Genomic DNA, 18,134 nt, shown 5'->3' on the forward strand with positions numbered 1-18,134 from the left:
AACAAATTTTAAACAGTTTCTAAATAACCATTAAAAATTTCACCAGATCCTGATCTTTGTCCAGCCCGAGCTTCTTGCGGAGGCGATACCGGTGTATTTCCACCCCTCTCAGTGTAATCCCCATAAGCGGGGCGATTTCTTTGGAAGTAAGGTTCATTTTCAGGTATCCGCACAGTTTCATGTCTTTGGTGGTCAGCTTCGGATAACGCTGGACGAGTCTTTTGAAGAAGTCGTCGTGAAGTTCGTTAAAATTGGTCTCGAAAACCTGCCAGTCCTCCTGGTTGTGTATGGCTTCCGTCGTCTTGCTTATCAGGCTCTTTACCCGGTATTCGTTGACATTGTTGTTCCTTATTCTGCGAAGTTCATTCTGTATTTCCAGGATCAGCTCGTTCTTTTTACTGATCATCAGGGTAGAGTTCATCAGCTCTTTCTGCTTCATCTTCACTTCTTTCTCCAGGTTTTCCCGTTCCAGGATCTCCAGCTTTCGCTGTTTTTCCTGGTACATACGCCGGGTGAGTTTTCTTTGATGGTCCCTGATCAGCTTCTTGTTCCACCAGAAGAGGAAGTAGACCCCGGCCAGGAAGATCAGAAGATATACGATTTTCATAGGAACAGACAAATACCAGGGGGGATGGATCCGGAAACTATAACGTAGGGCCGCCGGGCTTTCCGGGCCGAGGGAAACCGGCCAGACCTCAAGATCATACGTTCCATAGGTGAGGTTTTGCAGGAGAAGTGTTCCGTTCTCTACCCTGCCTTCCTGGGCCATGGAACCGGACAACCGGTAACTGAAATCCTGCCGGAAATGATTGGGGTAATACATGGAAAACCGGATACTACGGGCATTCTTAAAAGGTATGCCCGGGTTTTGCGAAAAAGCATAGGGCGTATAATTGGTCTCAACCCTGGTTATCTGTACGGTATCTGTAAGCGGCCTGTTCTGCCTTTTCCTGTATTTGTAGAGATTAAACTCGGCAAAACCGTCGTTCAGGGTAAAATAGTAGAGGGAATCGTTCTTTTTAACCACCTTTTCAAACAAAGGGGTCAGCCGCCGTACCAGTTCTTTCTGGGCAATGACCGTATCCCTGGCCAGATCTGTATAAATGATCCCGTTTTTCCCGGTATCCGTAAACCAATAGTGCCCCTGGTCCTGAAAAAGCAGTTTTTTTCCGGTATATTTTTCAAAGGGTATAAACTCTTCCAGGTGGTCCTTTACGGGATTATAGGTATACCAGTTCCCCGAATTGTACAGGGCTATGTCATTGCCCACACGGAACACCTGCGTCCTGAAATCCTTTAATTTACTGTTGCTGAACTCTCTTTCTACGGTGGCATTCCTGTAATCGTTACTCAGCTTTATACGGAAAAACCCCTTGTAGGGATGCGACGCCCATATGGAGTGGCGGTTCTCAAAAACTATATTGTCTATCGGGAAACCTATGCCCTTAACCGGGCTTACTTCCCATTTTCCACCCCGGTAAACGAACAGGGTCAGGCCTATATAGGTACACTGAATATAAGTGTTTTCCTTTCCGGGCACTTTACGGATACGATACCCTCCGGAAAAACTGGAGATCTTTTCAAAGGAATTGTTACTGATATCGTACGTCCCCGTGTTATGTCCGCAGAGCAGCCTTCCGCCCACCACCTCAAGGTCCCATACATGCCCCTGGGAATTTTCGAGGAATACCAGCTCATCTCCCCTGAAATAATACACCCCGGTATTACTCCCCATATAGATGGTGTTATTGTAAAAGGCAATATCATAAACCGTACCCAGCTCTCCACTGCCCTCCTTATAAAAGGAAAATTCCGAGTTTACTTTTATCGCATCCACTCCCATGTCCAGGGCCAGCCACAGGTTATCTCCGCGAATATCAAGGCCGAGTACCGTATTGTTCTGGAGCCCGAGATGCCTGTTGATATACTTCGTGGCACCCGTTTCTCTATGATATATGATAACCCCGTTCTTTATAGTGCCAAATACAACCCGGTTTTTCCCGAGGAGATGTATTTTATTCAGTTCATAGGCCTTGAGGGAACCGTTTATGGCATCGTCCCATTTTTTAAGACCCGGATACCGGAAATCATAACTGAAACACCCCTGTGACTTGGTTCCGATGATAAGTTCGTCCCCATTAACCACCAGATCTGCAATGGGGTCGTCAATTTCATCCGTACCTTCCAGGAGTGCGATATTGCCCTGTTCGGTATACCGGTAAACTTCCCCGTTATTTTTTCCGAGGATAAGTTCCTGTTGATAGGACGCGATCTTGGTAATGATGAATCCCGGGTTTAATACGGTTATTTTTTCCCCGTTATAAATATAGACCGTACTAAAGGAACGGAACACAATGTTTTTCCCCCACCTGATGATCTCCCAGAACTCCTCATTCTTAAACTTATGTGCGGGATCTATATGCGAGGTCAGGGACGTATATTCATAATCCCCGAAATCATTTTTTTCCCAGTACCCGAATTCTTCGTAAGACCCGGTATACACCCTGTTGCCATCACAAAATACCGACCTGATGATGGTCCTGTTCGGCAAAGTATAAAGTTTCCAGTGCTGTCCGTTGAACACCAGTAACCCCTGGTGATTGGCCACGAATGTCAACCCCTGGTCATTAGTGGCAATATCCCAGTTCTGGTTGGCTGCTTCGTAATCGTTTACGGAAAAATTGGTAACGGGAAGAACGGCCTGCTGCGAACAGACTTTTCCTATACCCAGGACAAGCCAGGCAAAAAATAAAAAATATGCTGTAACATGCTGCAACATTTCTGGTCTATATGGTTGGTGGCACCCGGCAAATACGGACCGGATCGTAAAGAGGCCGTGAATTTAAGGTGAAACCGGTAAAAAACAGCTCCCGGGGCTAAAATATTTCAAATTTGATTAAACTTTTTGTAACATTTAAGGTCAATAATACGTATAACCACTAGCATAAGCAATTATACACTTTAAAAAAATTCAAGGAGACGATTAGATGAGACAGCTGAAAATTACGAAGCAGGTAACCAACAGGGAAACTGCTTCCCTGGATAAGTACCTTCAGGAAATAGGGAAAGTTGACTTAATTACTGCAGATGAAGAGGTGGAATTGGCACAACGCATCAAGGCCGGGGACCAGAGAGCCCTGGAAAAACTGACAAAAGCCAATTTGCGTTTCGTTGTATCTGTTGCCAAGCAGTATCAAAATCAAGGGTTAACACTTCCCGACCTGATCAATGAAGGTAATCTGGGACTTATTAAAGCCGCGCAGCGTTTTGACGAAACCCGTGGTTTTAAATTCATTTCGTATGCGGTTTGGTGGATACGCCAGTCTATATTACAGGCACTGGCAGAGCAGTCGCGTATTGTGCGCCTGCCCTTGAACAAGATTGGTTCCATAAACAAGATCAATAAGACCTATGCATTCCTGGAGCAGGCCCATGAGCGTGTTCCCTCGGCCGAAGAAATAGCCAAGGAACTGGATATGACGGTAAACGACGTTAAAGAGTCCATGAAGAACTCCGGACGTCACGTTTCTATGGATGCCCCCCTGGTGGAAGGCGAAGATTCCAACCTGTATGACGTTTTGCGCAGTGGAGAATCGCCCAACCCGGACAAGGACCTCCTGCACGAATCCCTTCGTACGGAGATCGAAAGGGCCCTGGAAACCCTTACGCCGCGTGAAGCCGACGTGATCCGCCTGTATTTCGGCCTGGGCGACCAGCATCCGATGACACTGGAAGAAATAGGCGAAACCTTTGACCTGACCCGCGAACGCGTACGCCAGATCAAGGAAAAAGCTATCAGAAGGTTGAAACATACCTCACGTAGTAAAATATTAAAAACCTATCTGGGCTAACAACCCCGATAGAGACGCACGGCCGCGCGTCTCAACGAGAAAAGAACCGTTAGGTTAAATTTATATGATACCCGGATCCCCTCCCTTCGGGAAACACGGACGGGAACAGCAACAACAGTTTATCATAACTGTTCGTTTTTTGATTGATGGATGAACTCCGGTTGATTACCGGAGTTTTTCTTTCCCCCTATCCCATCCCCAAGTCAAAGATTTCCCCTATTTTTACCCCCGTAAAACAACACAACACTTCAACATGGACCAAAAACTGATAGCCCCTTCCGTACTGGCAGCCGATTTTGCCAACCTGCAACGCGATATCGAAATGGTAAACCAAAGTGAGGCCGACTGGTTTCACATCGACATCATGGACGGGGTTTTCGTTCCCAATATCTCTTTCGGTATGCCTGTGCTCGAAGCCATAAAAAGGCATGCTCAAAAAACCATAGATGTCCACCTCATGATCGTCGATCCCGATCGCTACATCAAGACTTTTGCTGCCCTGGGAGCCAATAACCTTACCGTACATTACGAGGCTTGTACCCACCTTCACAGAACCTTGCAGGCTATCAAGGCCGAAGGGATGAAAGCCGGTGTTGCGCTGAACCCGCATACCAACGTAGCGCTTCTCGAAGATGTTATCAATGATATTGACCTGGTCTGCGTAATGAGTGTCAACCCCGGGTTCGGCGGGCAGTCTTTTATCGAAAATACCTATAAAAAAGTATCACAACTCAAAGAACTGATCCTGAAAAACAATGCCAGGACCCTTATTGAGATCGATGGTGGAGTATCTTCAAAAAATGCCAGGCAACTGGTCGATGCAGGAGCCGATGTTCTTGTAGCGGGAAGTTTCGTCTTTAAAAGCGATGCGCCTCAGCAAACCATCAGGGACCTCAGCGCACTGGCCAATAGCTGATATTACTATTCTGTCGGATTTCCTTTTCCGATAATACCCTAATAATATATAATTCCACCGATAGAGACGCACGGCCGTGCGTCTCAACGAGGACAGCCCAAGAATCAGGACAAGGCCGTGGGTCTCAACGAGGACAGCCCCGAAAATATTGAGGTAGGCTGCACGTTTTAAACCTGAAAATGAAAAAAGCCCGTCCATCATTGATTTTTTGTTATTCAGTAGTAAAATTCTGTTATACGTAGAAAAATATTTACACGTATAATAAATTTTCCTACTTTTAAATGATTTACCAGACGTTTATTCGGTCCGTCCCGAAAGCGGACCTTTCTTATCACTCCTTTTTTGACGAAAAGGCCCTATGATCAAAGTCCGTCCCCCTTTTCCGGGAGACGGACTTTTCTTTGATCTTCTCCCAAAATGCAAAGAATACCCTCTTTATTTATCATTTTAGCCGCAAAAAAGCCCGGTTTTTATCAATAATATCATACATCATCACCACATCAATATGTTAAAACAAAGCGATATAAGACATGTAGCAAAAGCACATAACACACTTAAAAACAACCGATTAAATCAAATTGAATTCTAAAGATCATCTGTATTCCTCCTGCTCACTTCAAAGATATGGGCATTGATCTTTAATTTTATGCGAGATTAACCGGAACGTGTAATTATGAATATAAAAGCAACTACTTTCTTTCTGTGTTTTGTCCTTGTTTTGTCTTCCTGCAAGAACGGGAATCCCAATACGGAGGAAAAACCTACCGAAGTAAAACAACCGAACATTATTTTTATCATGGCCGACGACCATGCGCAACAAGCCATAAGTGCTTATGGGCATCCCATCGGCCAGATCGCACCTACACCAAACATAGACCGTATAGCCCGTAACGGGGCCATTTTTCGGAATAATTTCTGTACCAATTCCATTTGCGGCCCCAGTCGTGCAGTGATCCTTACGGGGAAACACAGCCATAAGAATGGTTTCCGTATGAACGGGGAAAAATTTGACGGCAGCCAGCCCACTTTGCCGAAATACCTGAAAAAAGAAGGCTACAAGACTGCCATGATCGGTAAATGGCACCTCAATGGAGCGCCAACCGGATTTGATTACTGGGATATTCTCAAGGACCAGGGCAATTATTACAATCCGGAATTCATACACGACGGAGATACAGTAGTTACTCCCGGTTATGCCACTGATCTCACCACAGAAAAGACTATTAAATGGCTCGAAGAAAACAGCAAGGGAGATCAGCCATTCTTTGTAATGATGCACCATAAAGCCCCGCATCGCAACTGGATGCCGGCCCTTCGCCATGCGGCGCTGTACGACTCTGTAAAATTTCCCCTTCCCGATAACTATTTTTCCAAACACGAGGGACAGCTCGCAGCACAGCAACAGCTCATGACCGTCTATAAAGATATGTATGAAGGCCACGACCTGAAAATGACCGTAGCAGAAGGCAGCACGGAACTGGCCAGCAACCCCTGGACCAATGATTTCGACCGTATGTCGCCCGAACAACGCAAAACCTGGGACAGCATTTATCAACCTAAAAATGATGCCATGCACCGGGCCCACCTTACGGGAAAGGCCATGGCCGAGTGGAAAGCGCAACGCTATCTGCAGGATTATATGGCCACTATTGCCTCCGTAGACGAAAGCGTAGGGCAGGTATTGGACTATCTCGAAGAAAAAGGCCTTGATGAGAACACCATTGTGGTCTATACCTCCGACCAGGGCTTCTATCTGGGCGAGCACGGCTGGTTCGACAAGCGTTTTATGTATGAAGAATCCCTGCGGATGCCCCTGCTTATCCAGTATCCCGGCCATATCAGGAAAAGGACACAGATAAACGCCCTGACCCAGAACCTCGACTTTGCCGCAACCTTCCTCGATTTTGCGGGAGCCGAAATTCCCGATGATTTCCAGGGCAAGTCTTTCAAGCCTCTCCTGGAACAGAAAGAAGGCCAGGAAGAGTTCAGGAATGCCATTTACTATCACTATTATGGCTATCCCGACTTTCACATGGTAAAAAGACATTACGGCGTACGTACCAAACGATACAAACTCATGCATTTCTACGACGATGTCGATAGCTGGGAAATGTACGACCTGGAAACCGATCCCGGAGAAAACAAAAACATCTACGGAGATCCCAAATACAGTGATATACAGCAACGGCTACTCGTTACCCTCGATTCCCTGCAAAAGGCTTATGGTATTACAGAAAAGGAATTTGAACATGCAGACAAGAAAAAAACAGAACGCGCATATGAGGTATTCCAAAGCATGAGAGGAGAGCCCATGGAATAGATGCCCTCTTCGTTAAAATAACAGGGTAATATTTTTAAGCAGACACTTTTTGGTATCTTTATTCTCTGAAAAAAGAGAATCCTATGTACGCCATTGTCGATGTGGAAACCACCGGTCTCGGGGGAGATGCCAACAGGATCACCGAAATAGCCATTGCGGTACACGATGGCAATGTGCTGCTGGAAGAATTTCACAGCCTTGTCAACCCCGGCACTCATATCTCCCCCTATGTTACAGGACTTACGGGGATAGATAACGACATGGTGATGGATGCCCCTGCATTCGAAGATATTGCCGATACCATTCAGAACCTTACCGAGGATAAGGTTTTTGTAGCCCATAGCGTCAATTTCGATTATAACGTTATCCGTAAGGAATTTCAAAGGATCGGACAGGATTTCAGGAGGAAAAAATTGTGTACGGTACGGCTTTCCCGGCAAATATTTCCCGGGTTGAGATCTTACAGCCTGGGGCGCTTGTGCAGGCATCTCGATATAGAAATACAGGACAGGCACCGGGCAAAGGGCGATACAGATGCCACCGTGATCTTGTTTGAAAAACTGTTGAAAAACGACGCCAAAGATGTTTTTGCCCGCCAGCTTCACCAACGATCACGGGAGTTCACCCTCCCTCCCCTGTTGTCCAAAGAGGTGTTTGACAAACTTCCCGCAACCCCGGGGGTTTATTATTTTCTCGATGAAAAAGGCAAGGTCATCTACGTGGGCAAAGCCATCAATATCAAAAAAAGGGTACTTGGTCACTTTTATGACAAAACCTCCAAAGAAATTGCACTGGCCCGGGAAACCGCACATATCGACTGCGAAGAAACCGGAAACGAACTACTGGCCCTGATCCGGGAATCTACGCAGATAAAGCACCTCTTTCCGAAGTATAACACAGCCCAGAAAAGACCGGTTAAAGGTTACGGCATTGTCTGTTATACCGATCGCCAGGGTATTCTTCATCTCGGTTATAACAGGCTCAGGCATACCCCCGACCCGCTAAAAATATATTACACGACTACCGAATGCATCTCTTTCCTGGAACAGGTCTGTGAAGCCTATGAACTATGCCCCAAATACACCCAGTTACAAACCAATGTTCTGCATTGTTCTCACTATAAACTGAAGAGTTGTAAAGGAATTTGCAGGGGAACGGAAGAAACGGGAACATACAACAAACGGGTGAAAGAAGCCATAAACCATATACAGGCTGTCCAGGACAATTTTATTATTGTAGAACGCGGAAGGACCCCCGAAGAAAACGCCCTTATACAAATAACCGGCGGAAACTACGCAGGCTATGGTTATATCTCCAAAGAGGAGACCATTGACAGCTACCGGGAGTTCCAGGATTTTATCTCCCCGCAAAAGCACAATCCGGACATCAAGCAGATCATCACTTCCTACCTGGCCAAAAGCCACAACCACCGGATCATAACCGAAGGCGATACTGCAATGTCATTACATAGGTAAATCTCTCTGCTAAAAACCCATACGGAAGCTGAAAATTGCATCAAAAAAATACTTATCTCAGGACCCGCTCCACCCCGTCAGATATTGCGGGCCCCTCGATAAGTATCACCAACTAACTATTCAAAACTGAACAGATAAACTATTTTAGTAACCCGGGTTATTGGGCTGCAGGTTGGGGTTCCTGGCCAGTTCATCTCCCGGAAGCGGGAACAGGTAATCCCGTCCGGGATCAAAATCAGCGTGTGGCTCCAAACCGTCCGGCCCAAAGGATTCTTCCCCGGTTTGCAATCTTTTGATATCGTACCACCTTTTAAATTCAAAGGCCAGCTCTATGCGTCGTTCCCGGATCACCATATCCCTGAACCCGCTTTGCGAAAGGCCGGCCGGAACGTCTTCCGGAAAAGCGGCCATTTCTCCTGCGCGGTTTCTCGCCCTTTGCCTCAACCGGTTAATGTATCCGGCCGCTTCGGCAGAACCCGGCGTTATTTCATTTAATGCTTCGGCCGCTATCAATAATACCTCGGCATAACGCATGGTTATATAATTATGGCTGGACTGCCTGCCATTGCTTCCGGCCAGGCCGGGATACCGGTAGTACTTGGCTATATGCGGGCGGTTTACCCCTCTGTCGGAATAATTGGCAAAATCCGTATAAGGCACCGTCTGCCCGTTAAATACGGCTATGGTATCAAAACTGACGGCCCTTCTGTAATCCCTTTCGTTCCATTCTTCAAACACCCGGATATGGGGTACGGCCACCGTCCATCCGCCGCCGTTTACCCTCCCGGTCTCGTCTTCGCGTATGCCTGTAACAGAAGGAAGATAGTCCGTTCCCAGGTTTCCGTCAGCAGACTGTCCTATAAAATCAATAGTAAAGAGAGGCTCTTTTAACCCGGCGGTTTTATCGGCATCGAACAGATCCTGGAAATCGGCTTCAAGGGACAGGCCGAATGTGCCTTCGTTGTCTATGACATATCTGGCTTCGGTATACGCTTTCTGATACTCGCCCAGGGTGAGGTATACCGATGCCAGATAGGCTGCCGCAGTAGCTTTTGACGGCAATGACCTTACGGGTTGCCGGTCTGGCAGCCACTGCTTTGCAAATTCGAGATCGGCAATGATACCCTCATAGACTTCGGCTTCCGGGGTTTTGGATATGTCGTTCACTTCTTCCGCATCAGATACGGCAAAGTCGATATACGGAATATCCCCGAACAACCGGACGAGGTGATAATAGGCAAAAGCCCGCGAAAAATAGGCCTGTGCAGCAATGGGGTTGACCTTTTCCGGACCGTCCTCCAGCAGCCCGGCCCCGGCAATGGCCTGGTTGGCCGCTCCTATAACGGCATAAGACCGGGGCCAGAAACTGGCCACCATACCATTGGCATCATTCATGTTAAAATCGTTCACTTCCACCCGCATGGCCGATGTGCCCCGGTCGCCGATATCGGCAAGGTCTCCCCGTAATAACAGGGCAAGTGTTAATTTTCTTCCCCAGTACTGCTCCGAAGCCATATAGGCAAAGCTGCCGTTTACCGCTGCCTGGAGGTCGTCCGTATTCCTGAAGAAGGTTTCCGGGGCCAGGATCCCTACCGGCTTTTCCTCCAGGTCGGAACATCCGAACGCCAGAAGAACCAGGCCGGTGTACAATGCTATCTTATGTATTTTTGTCCTCATGGTTGTATTCCTTTTAGTCCGTTAAAATTTTAAGTTCACTCCCATCGTCAACGACCGTACATTCGGATAGCTCCCGTAATCCAGGCCAAGGAACGTATTGCTCCTTTCGTCATTGTCGTTCCTGTAGTTCACTTCGGGGTCGGCACCGGGATAGTCCGTAAAGGTGAGCAGGTTCTGCCCGCTGATATAAAACCGGATCTTCTCGAAACCGAGTTTTTCGAGCACCTTTTCGGGCAGGGAATATCCGAGGGAAAGGTTTTTGAGGCGTACATAACTACCGTCATAGACAAACCTGGAAGTGATCCTCTTTTCCCTGACTGCCGCTGCCGGGACATCGGTGTCCGTATTTCCCGGAGTCCATGCATCGAGCACTTCGGTAGTGGCGTTGGAATCGCCCGAAGCGAGTTCCAGCAGGGTATAGTTGAGTATATCCCCGCCCACCGAAGCCAGGAAAAATACGTTAAGGTCAAAATCTTTATAGGCAAAGGTGTTGTTAAGGCTGGTGATGAAATCCGGGTTGGGGTCGCCGATAATGGTCTTGTCGTCCGAATTTATCATCCCATCCGGCATACCGGTGAGTTCGCCGTTGGCATCCCTTCCGTCAATATCGCGAAACAACTCGCCCCCGGGCTGGTCTTCAAACCCCTCGGGGACATTCTGCCCTTCCCGGATCACCCCGTCATAAACATATCCGTAGAACGCACCGACGGGCTCTCCTTCGCGAAGTATCTGGGAATTGGGCTGGAGGAAATGTCCCGGTGACGAATTGATAAAAATATCTTCTCCGTCCGGCAGTTTCTTTACCTTGTTCTTATTGGTGGAAAAGTTGAAGTCGGTATTCCACGTAAAATTCTCAGCTGAAATATTCCGGGAAGATATGGTGACTTCTACCCCTTTATTTTCCAGCACTCCTATATTTTGTATCTGAACGGGATTGGCCAGCCCTATATATTCGGGCAGGGGCCTTGCAAACAGAAGGTCGCGCGTTTCTATGTTGTAGTAGTCCACCGTCAGGTTCAGCCTGTTGTCAAAAAGGCCGATATCCACCCCGAAATTGGCCTGATAGGAGGACTCCCATTTCAGGTTGTCATTGGCCAGTACCGTGATAGCGACCCCATTGGTAAGAGCATCCCCTATTACGGAATAGATCTCCGAAAACCTTGCCAAAGTACCATAGGCCGGGATCGAGGGATTCCCCGTCACCCCGTAGCTGGCCCGCCATTTCCAGTTGGAGATCGTTCTGCTCTCTTTTAAAAATTCCTCATTCCCCATATTCCAGCCAATGGCACCGGAAGGGAAAAATGCGTATTTGTTATTTTTACTGAATGCGGAAGAACCATCGCGACGGCCGGTGAGGGTAAGCAGGTACCTGTCGTCATATTCAAAATTGATACGGCCGAAAACGGATATCAGTTCCCTCTCCGTAAGCGAAGATTCCGGGGGCAGGAAAACCGATCCCCCGTCCAGGTTCCTGTAAGATACGGAATTGGACACAAAGCCCCGGGCTCCGGCAAAAGTGCTTTCAGATTTGTTCTTTTGATAGGAATACCCCCCCATAACGGTCAGGGCACCTTTTCCGATATCCCTTTTGTAGGTCAGGTAGTTTTCTGATAGCAGATTAGTGGATTTCGAGGTTCTTATTGTGGCTTCTCCGCCTACCCCCGCCCCGGCGATCAGGGTGGTGGGACGGAATGTCCCCGTGGTATTATTGGAAGTACTGTACCCGAAAGTCGTCTTAAAGGACAAGCCTTCCAGGATGGTATAGTCTGCGTAGAAATTGGTACGGTACAGGTCGGAAACCCGTTCGTTTACATTTTCCCGGGCCGTGGCCACCGGGTTATCGATATCGTCGCCCAGGGAATTTATGGTATAATCCCCGTTTTGGTCATAGATGCCCAGGTCCGGGGCAAACCTGTATGCCGATGATACCACCCCGGCCGCACCGGCTCCTCCCGATCCTACCTGGCTGATGATCCCGTTGACCGAATTTCTTCTTCCGAACATGTTAAGGCCTACCTTCAGTTTTTCGGTAACGTCCAGGTCTATATTGCTCAGAAAGGAAAAACGTTCCATATCGGAATTGATGATCACCCCTTCCTGGTCGTAAAACGTCCCGGAAATATAGTAGCGGGCTGTTTCTCCCCCGCCGGAAAAGGAAAGCTGATGACTGGATATACTCCCCGTGTGATATATCCTGTCCTGCCAGTCGGTATTTGCAGGCCCTTGTGTATAATTTTCACTGTAAGAAGCCCGGTACGCCGCAAACTGACCGGCATCCAGGAGGTCCAGGCTGTTGTTCACCTCCTGTACGGAATAGGAAGAGTTCAGCTCTATGGTCGCTTTGCCGGGCCTTCCCTTTTTGGTAGTGACGAGAATGACCCCGTTAGAACCCCGGGAACCGTAAATAGCGGTGGCAGAGGCATCTTTCAGGATCTCCATGGAAGCGATATCTTCGGGAGGGGGCATGGATGCCCCCACAAATCCGTCCACGACGATAAGGGCATCACTGCTGGCGTTGATGGAAGTCCCGCCACGTATCCTGACCTTGATAGGTGCTCCGGGTTCTCCCCCGTTGTTGGACTGTACGGCTACCCCGGCAGCACGCCCCTGTAATGCCTGTTCCGCGCTAAGGGCCGGGTAGGCCGCCAACTCTTCCGATTTTACGGAAGATACGGATCCCGTAATATCACTCTTCTTCTGAGAGCCGTAGCCGATGACCACAACCTCATCCAGTTTGCTTACATCTTCTTCCAGGGCCACATTGACCTCCTGCTGGTCCCCAACAGTGATCTTTTTCGTTATAAACCCGATATAACTGAACTTAAGGACCGCATTCCCGTCGGGAACTGTAATTTCATAAAGGCCGTCCCAATCTGTGGTGACCCCGGTTGTAGTTCCGTCGATCACTACATTTACTCCGGGAAGCCCCAAACCATCCGAAGCCCCGGTCACTTTACCGGATACTTTCCGTTCCTGGGCATTTACAACTGTACATATAAGCACGAAAAATCCCAAAAGAAACTTTCGACAGGGTTTCTTCCTATTCTGTTTTATCATAATTTTGGTTTTGATCGGTTAAACCAGGCAACAGGATCATTATGGCAGTGCTCTTAAAAATTTAATAGCTCCAAACGACCTTGTCCCTTTAGTTTTCGGTTTTCACTCTTCAAAATTAGTCAGCAAAACAGATGTAAAAGTTCGAACATGGGTATACAAAAATTCAATATGATTGATTGTCACCGGATATTGTAGGGAAAAAATTACGGACAGCGACATATTTCTTTCACTGTCCATACGGCTTTTTATCGCCGGGTGTATTTTGTAAACGGAAATTAAGCTGGGCTTCAAAAAGAGAAACGGGACTTACCGTTTTTCCGGGAAGCTGATTGAGCCCTTCATCTTCTATGATGATCTTTCGATCGGCCCGGAACCCTACGAACACCGGCCTGGCAAAAGTGTGGTTTTTTCTTTTTTCCGTATTCCAGAACTTATAATGGAAGTCGAATGTGGAGCTATGCCTGAAATTCCAGAATACAAGGTATTTTCCGTGATGCGGGAACCCGGGGTGCGGCCCCCCGATATTTTTAAAAATACCTCCCTGTACATCGTCGAACAGGGTGGCATAGGGCTGCCCGGAATGACTGTCTATATTCTGATCGGTCTGCATGCTGCACTGTGTGACCACCGTCCCTACACCTCCGTACCCGGTACCGGGGCCGTGATGCGTGCCGGCATTGAAATTGCAGTGCTTTATCAACACCCCATACCCGCCGCGGGCATGTACCGTACTATGCCCCTTTTTACCGGAAAACGTAACATTCTGAACCGTTGTTTTATATGCGGCACGCATAAAAATACCTTCGTTTATATCCCTGAATATACAATTCCGTACCCAACTGTCTTCCACATATTCCATGGAAACGGCACACCATCCGCTATCGTGTATGCCATCCTTATGGTGTTTAAATTCCTCGGGATAAGAGTTCCAGTTACCGGAGAACAGGATATCTTCGATTCCGCATTGTTTTATACTGGTATGGGAATAAAGCTCAAAATCTGTCCCGGGTATGGTCTTCAGGTCAAAATGCAGAGGGTTTTTAAACCTCACCCGGTTGCCTTCTATTTTTTCAATGGTATGTATCTCTGCGATATTCATCCCCCCTTTTTCTCCAAACAACCTTGTCCATTCCGGGACCAGTTTCAGCGAATCGAAATACATCCGGGTAAACTGTTCACTTTGATGGCGTATAACGACATTCTGCCCTTTTTTTAGAACCGAAGCGTCCGCCACCTGCACCCAGAAGGTTTCCCGGGGTACATTTCCGGTAATAACGGTGAGTTTCGCTTCCTCCCGCAAATCCGGCCGGAAATGAAACTGCCTTTTACCGATACGCATACTGTCCTGGAAGATCTCCGTTCCTCCTGCTCCCACTCCGCTTCCCTTCAACACAATATTGCTTTTTGATATCCGTATGCCCTTGTTCCTGTCCCTGTCCGGTGCGATCTTGTACCTTCCGGGAGGAAAATAGACAACCCCGCCACCGTAATTGGCCTCCGCCGCATTGACGGCTTTTTGGATGGCCTCATCGTCATAGCCTTCATCGTCCGGGACCGCTCCGTAATCGGTCACATTAAAATGCTTCCACCCGGACACATCCGGTATCTCCTCTTCGGAAAAACGATAGCCTGCAAATGAAAAATCGGGCAGGTACGTTGTTTTTCCTTCTTGTTTGGCCTTTACGTAGTCTTCCCATAACGGGGCTACCGACTGACCGTATACTGGCAAGATACTTAACAGTAATAATGCATTCTTAAAAATGGTTTTCATATATCAAATTTTGGTATGGTCTAATCTACAGGCCGGAGGATAACTTTCCGCAACCAGAACAATTCCCTGCTCCCTTCCTTCACCGGTTTGACGGACAGGCGGCGTTTCCCTGTTTCGGAAACATGAATTACTCCAACAGCATGCCGGATAAACAACAACGGGCGGTGCGAATCATAACTCCCGGTTGGCAGGGACCGGAAAAACAATTCCTCTCCTTTACCTGTCCGGACCGTTCCTTCCCGGCCCTCGCTACCTGCTATACAAGCATAATCCAGTATCACCTTATAATCTCCTGTCTGCCTTATGTCCAGTTCAAATACCAGTTCGTCCTCCGGGGCATATATGTCGTAGGCGAGGTTCTCGTGTTTCCAGTCTCCGAAATGATGCGAAAATGTAAACAACTTGTTTTTTGTGTTGCCTTTGTATTCAGCTGTTATTGCCGGTATTTCTATCGAAGGGAAATCCCTGCTTATTGTCTGGACAAGTTTTGACGAAAGATCGGGCTGAGGCCCGTTATACTCCATCACCAGCACCGTATTACGACTATCCGGGATTTCGTGGGGCAGCTGAATATCGATCCCTCCGGGAACATCCTGCCATTTTAAGGTGGTGTTGTTTTCCAATATATATATACGCTTCACTTCAGCTTCTATTCCCGGCACGAAAATGGTATTTCGGGATGATGGCGGGTTTAGCACATGCAGGAATAATTTTCCCGGTCCGGATGTAGTTACTCCCCAGGGTTGTGCAGGTACCAGTCCGTGGGTGGTGCCGTAAATGCTCTCGCCATTCTTTTCAAGCCATTTTCCCACTTCCCTGAGATATTTTACGGAATAGGGAGGTAATTCTCCGTTGCCGTCGGGGCCGACGTTCAGCATAAGGTTTCCTCCTTTAGAAGCGATATTGGCCAGCAGGTGGATGATCTTCCTGGGGGATTTAAAGTTTTTATCATGGGCGATGTACCCCCAGGAATCGTTGTGTGTATAAATGGATTCCCAGGCCCCTTTTATGGGGACGGGCGGCACTTCAGAGTCGCCGAAATCGCGGTAATCCCCCAATCCGTGCCCTACCCTGCTGCTGAACAGGGTTTCCGGTTGCAATCCCCTGAGGTCATCGATCATCTGCCGGGTCTCTTCTTTAGTCAGTCCGCCGGGGGTATCAAACCAGATCATGCCAAGGGGTCCGTAATTGCGGAGGAGTTCTTTTAATTGCGGGATGGCCTTTTCGCGGTAGTATTTGCGGTAGTCCTTTTGTTCTTTATCAAAATCCCGGGTGTTTCCACCGCCGTCGGGTTCGTGCCAGTCCTGGAACTGAGAATAATAAAAACCGAATTTTATCCCTCTTTTCCGCGTGGCACGGGCAAGGGCCTTCATCGGGTCTTTTCCGTAGGGAGAAGCGTCCACAATATCAAAATCCGTCACTTTGGAATCGTACATGGCAAACCCTTCGTGATGCTTGGCCGTGATCACCATATACTTCATACCTGCATCTTTGGCCACCTGCGCCCATTCTTCGGCATTAAAGCCAACCGGATTGAATGTTGCGGCCAGCCCGGCATATTCGTCTGCCGATATCTTTGCCCGCTTCATGATCCATTCGCCGCTGCCGTAATAGGTACTGTCTTTCCAGGTCCCGGCAATTTTCGAATACAACCCCCAGTGGATGAACATCCCGAATTTGGCCTCCTTGAACCACTGTATATTCGGGTGTTCTTTTCCTCCTCCTGCTTCTTTTGTCCACATATTCTGCATTTCCTGGGAAAAGGACTGTACGCAACAGCATAGACACAGCAACATGATTAAAAATTTTGATCTGATTATTTTTCCCGGATCATATTTCATAATATCAATTATAGAAAACACTAATTAGCACTGACTATCAACGAAGAAACCTCATCATTAAAACCATCATCGATCAGGCAACTGTCGTCCGAGGTAAATACCCTGGAACCTCCCTGAAAATTATTGTCTTCATACAGGGTAACTTTTAATCCATCGGGAACCCTGATGGCGGAGGCATCGTCATTGATCCCTCCCATATTCTGAATGTCCTGCATGGTATATTGGCCTATACCGAATCCTACAGACCATCCGCCGTAATTACAGTTTTGATGCAATGTTACTTCATCTTCGACGGTTTCCCCGGGGCAGACCTCATCTCCTTTAGCCAGGCAGAAATCTGCAAAACGAACTTCTTCGTCCCTCAAATACGAGGCTTTGTCCAAACTCCGGTAAATGCCCCATTTAGGCCTGCAAAAGGTCATTCCCTCCCTCCATAAATAGACATCCGGGGAGGAATACGACAGTAATACTGCCCCGTCACTCACTCTTTTGATCAGTATTTCATAAGTTCCGTTATAATCGAATGTGGCTTTTTCATAAACTTCCACCCATTCTCCCTTGAAACCGGAAAGGTCTACTATTCTTGGTTTGGTAACGGAGCCGGATTCGTCATAAATGATCAGTTCCATCCTGTCCCCTGCGCTGTTGTATCTCGGGGTCAATTGTACCAGCAGAGGGGTGCCTGCAGTACCTCCTCCGGAAATGATCTGGTGGATATGCGTAAAACTGGGGGAAGGCTGAAACCCTTCGTCCAGTTTAAACTTCCATCGATAGGTCACCTCGTCTCCTTCAAATATCTTGAGGTTACTAGGAGACGGGCCGTAAGTCTTTATCTCGCAACGCTGCCTGCCGTCATTGGGGTCACAGAGGTTTCCGTCGTGATCTACGTGCATGTGGAACACAAAGACATTTTTGTTCAGTTCGTTGTCAAATTCTTCCGTAATATGCCGTCCGAATCCCGGATGTGCACAATCGGGGACTTCCGCAGCATTTCCCCCGAGTACGCTGTTGATCAGTTCGTAGGTATTTCCGGGGCCATCGGCAGACAAGGTCGTGCCTGTGGCCGCTATCGAGAATTCTTCTGACGGGGCTGCCATCGCATCCGTTTCACCGGAAAACTCTTCTTTTTCTTCGCAACTGTTGAATACCAACATGCAGGAAGCCAGCAGGGCCGGTGTCATGGTTTTTGTAAGTTTCATAATTTTGGGTTTTTAGTGATTGATTAA

The 18,134-nt window shown here is 47.8% G+C and carries 10 protein-coding genes; 4 read left to right on the forward strand and 6 right to left on the reverse strand.

Annotation, left to right across the window (positions count from 1 at the left end):
* Positions 1-19 precede the first annotated feature (19 nt).
* Entirely contained in the window at positions 20-2,779 is a 2,760-nt protein-coding gene (locus KN811_RS07735) for a helix-turn-helix and ligand-binding sensor domain-containing protein (RefSeq protein WP_187966148.1), read from the reverse strand.
* A 208-nt stretch (positions 2,780-2,987) separates the two neighbouring features.
* Between KN811_RS07735 and KN811_RS07740 the strand changes: the two genes are divergently transcribed.
* The 4 genes from KN811_RS07740 (at position 2,988) to KN811_RS07755 (ending at position 8,562) form a co-directional block, all read left to right on the forward strand.
* Complete coding sequence (locus tag KN811_RS07740) at positions 2,988-3,851, forward strand: sigma-70 family RNA polymerase sigma factor (RefSeq protein ID WP_072317189.1); 864 nt, start codon at positions 2,988-2,990, stop codon at positions 3,849-3,851.
* A gap of 253 nt (positions 3,852-4,104) precedes the next feature.
* A complete protein-coding gene (gene rpe, locus KN811_RS07745) occupies positions 4,105-4,767 on the forward strand; it encodes a ribulose-phosphate 3-epimerase (protein WP_187966147.1) in 663 nt (220 codons plus the stop codon).
* Between the two features lie 673 nt (positions 4,768-5,440).
* The gene (locus tag KN811_RS07750; RefSeq protein ID WP_187966146.1) at positions 5,441-7,087 is read left to right on the forward strand and encodes a sulfatase family protein; all 1,647 of its coding nucleotides are present in this window, start codon (positions 5,441-5,443) and stop codon (positions 7,085-7,087) included.
* Between the two features lie 83 nt (positions 7,088-7,170).
* Positions 7,171-8,562 carry an exonuclease domain-containing protein gene (locus KN811_RS07755; protein ID WP_187966145.1) on the forward strand — a complete coding sequence of 464 codons (1,392 nt, stop codon included), beginning with the start codon at positions 7,171-7,173 and terminating at the stop codon, positions 8,560-8,562.
* 144 nt (positions 8,563-8,706) lie between these two features.
* On the opposite strand, the gene KN811_RS07760 is transcribed toward KN811_RS07755, so the two are convergent.
* The 5 genes from KN811_RS07760 to KN811_RS07780 form a co-directional block, all read right to left on the reverse strand.
* Positions 8,707-10,239, reverse strand: coding sequence for a RagB/SusD family nutrient uptake outer membrane protein (locus KN811_RS07760; RefSeq protein ID WP_216334756.1), 1,533 nt, complete (start codon positions 10,237-10,239; stop codon positions 8,707-8,709).
* 21 nt (positions 10,240-10,260) lie between these two features.
* The gene (locus tag KN811_RS07765; protein ID WP_216334758.1) at positions 10,261-13,296 is read right to left on the reverse strand and encodes a SusC/RagA family TonB-linked outer membrane protein; all 3,036 of its coding nucleotides are present in this window, start codon (positions 13,294-13,296) and stop codon (positions 10,261-10,263) included.
* Between the two features lie 226 nt (positions 13,297-13,522).
* Entirely contained in the window at positions 13,523-15,067 is a 1,545-nt protein-coding gene (locus KN811_RS07770; protein ID WP_187967327.1) for a DUF4955 domain-containing protein, read from the reverse strand.
* Between the two features lie 20 nt (positions 15,068-15,087).
* Complete coding sequence (locus KN811_RS07775) at positions 15,088-16,863, reverse strand: alpha-L-fucosidase (RefSeq protein WP_187967326.1); 1,776 nt, start codon at positions 16,861-16,863, stop codon at positions 15,088-15,090.
* A gap of 65 nt (positions 16,864-16,928) precedes the next feature.
* Positions 16,929-18,107: a hypothetical protein gene (locus KN811_RS07780; RefSeq protein WP_187967325.1), complete on the reverse strand. Its 1,179-nt coding sequence runs from the start codon at positions 18,105-18,107 to the stop codon at positions 16,929-16,931.
* Positions 18,108-18,134: the final 27 nt, after the last annotated feature.

This window comes from Sinomicrobium weinanense, from assembly GCF_018863395.1.
Lineage (GTDB): Bacteria > Bacteroidota > Bacteroidia > Flavobacteriales > Flavobacteriaceae > Sinomicrobium > Sinomicrobium weinanense.

Coding starts and splice junctions, on each gene's coding strand:
- KN811_RS07735 (WP_187966148.1), bottom strand. CDS start 2,779: ATGTTGCAGCATGTTACAGCATATTTTTTATTTTTTGCCTGGCTTGTC.
- KN811_RS07740 (WP_072317189.1), top strand. CDS start 2,988: ATGAGACAGCTGAAAATTACGAAGCAGGTAACCAACAGGGAAACTGCT.
- rpe (WP_187966147.1), top strand. CDS start 4,105: ATGGACCAAAAACTGATAGCCCCTTCCGTACTGGCAGCCGATTTTGCC.
- KN811_RS07750 (WP_187966146.1), top strand. CDS start 5,441: ATGAATATAAAAGCAACTACTTTCTTTCTGTGTTTTGTCCTTGTTTTG.
- KN811_RS07755 (WP_187966145.1), top strand. CDS start 7,171: ATGTACGCCATTGTCGATGTGGAAACCACCGGTCTCGGGGGAGATGCC.
- KN811_RS07760 (WP_216334756.1), bottom strand. CDS start 10,239: ATGAGGACAAAAATACATAAGATAGCATTGTACACCGGCCTGGTTCTT.
- KN811_RS07765 (WP_216334758.1), bottom strand. CDS start 13,296: ATGATAAAACAGAATAGGAAGAAACCCTGTCGAAAGTTTCTTTTGGGA.
- KN811_RS07770 (WP_187967327.1), bottom strand. CDS start 15,067: ATGAAAACCATTTTTAAGAATGCATTATTACTGTTAAGTATCTTGCCA.
- KN811_RS07775 (WP_187967326.1), bottom strand. CDS start 16,863: ATGTTGCTGTGTCTATGCTGTTGCGTACAGTCCTTTTCCCAGGAAATG.
- KN811_RS07780 (WP_187967325.1), bottom strand. CDS start 18,107: ATGAAACTTACAAAAACCATGACACCGGCCCTGCTGGCTTCCTGCATG.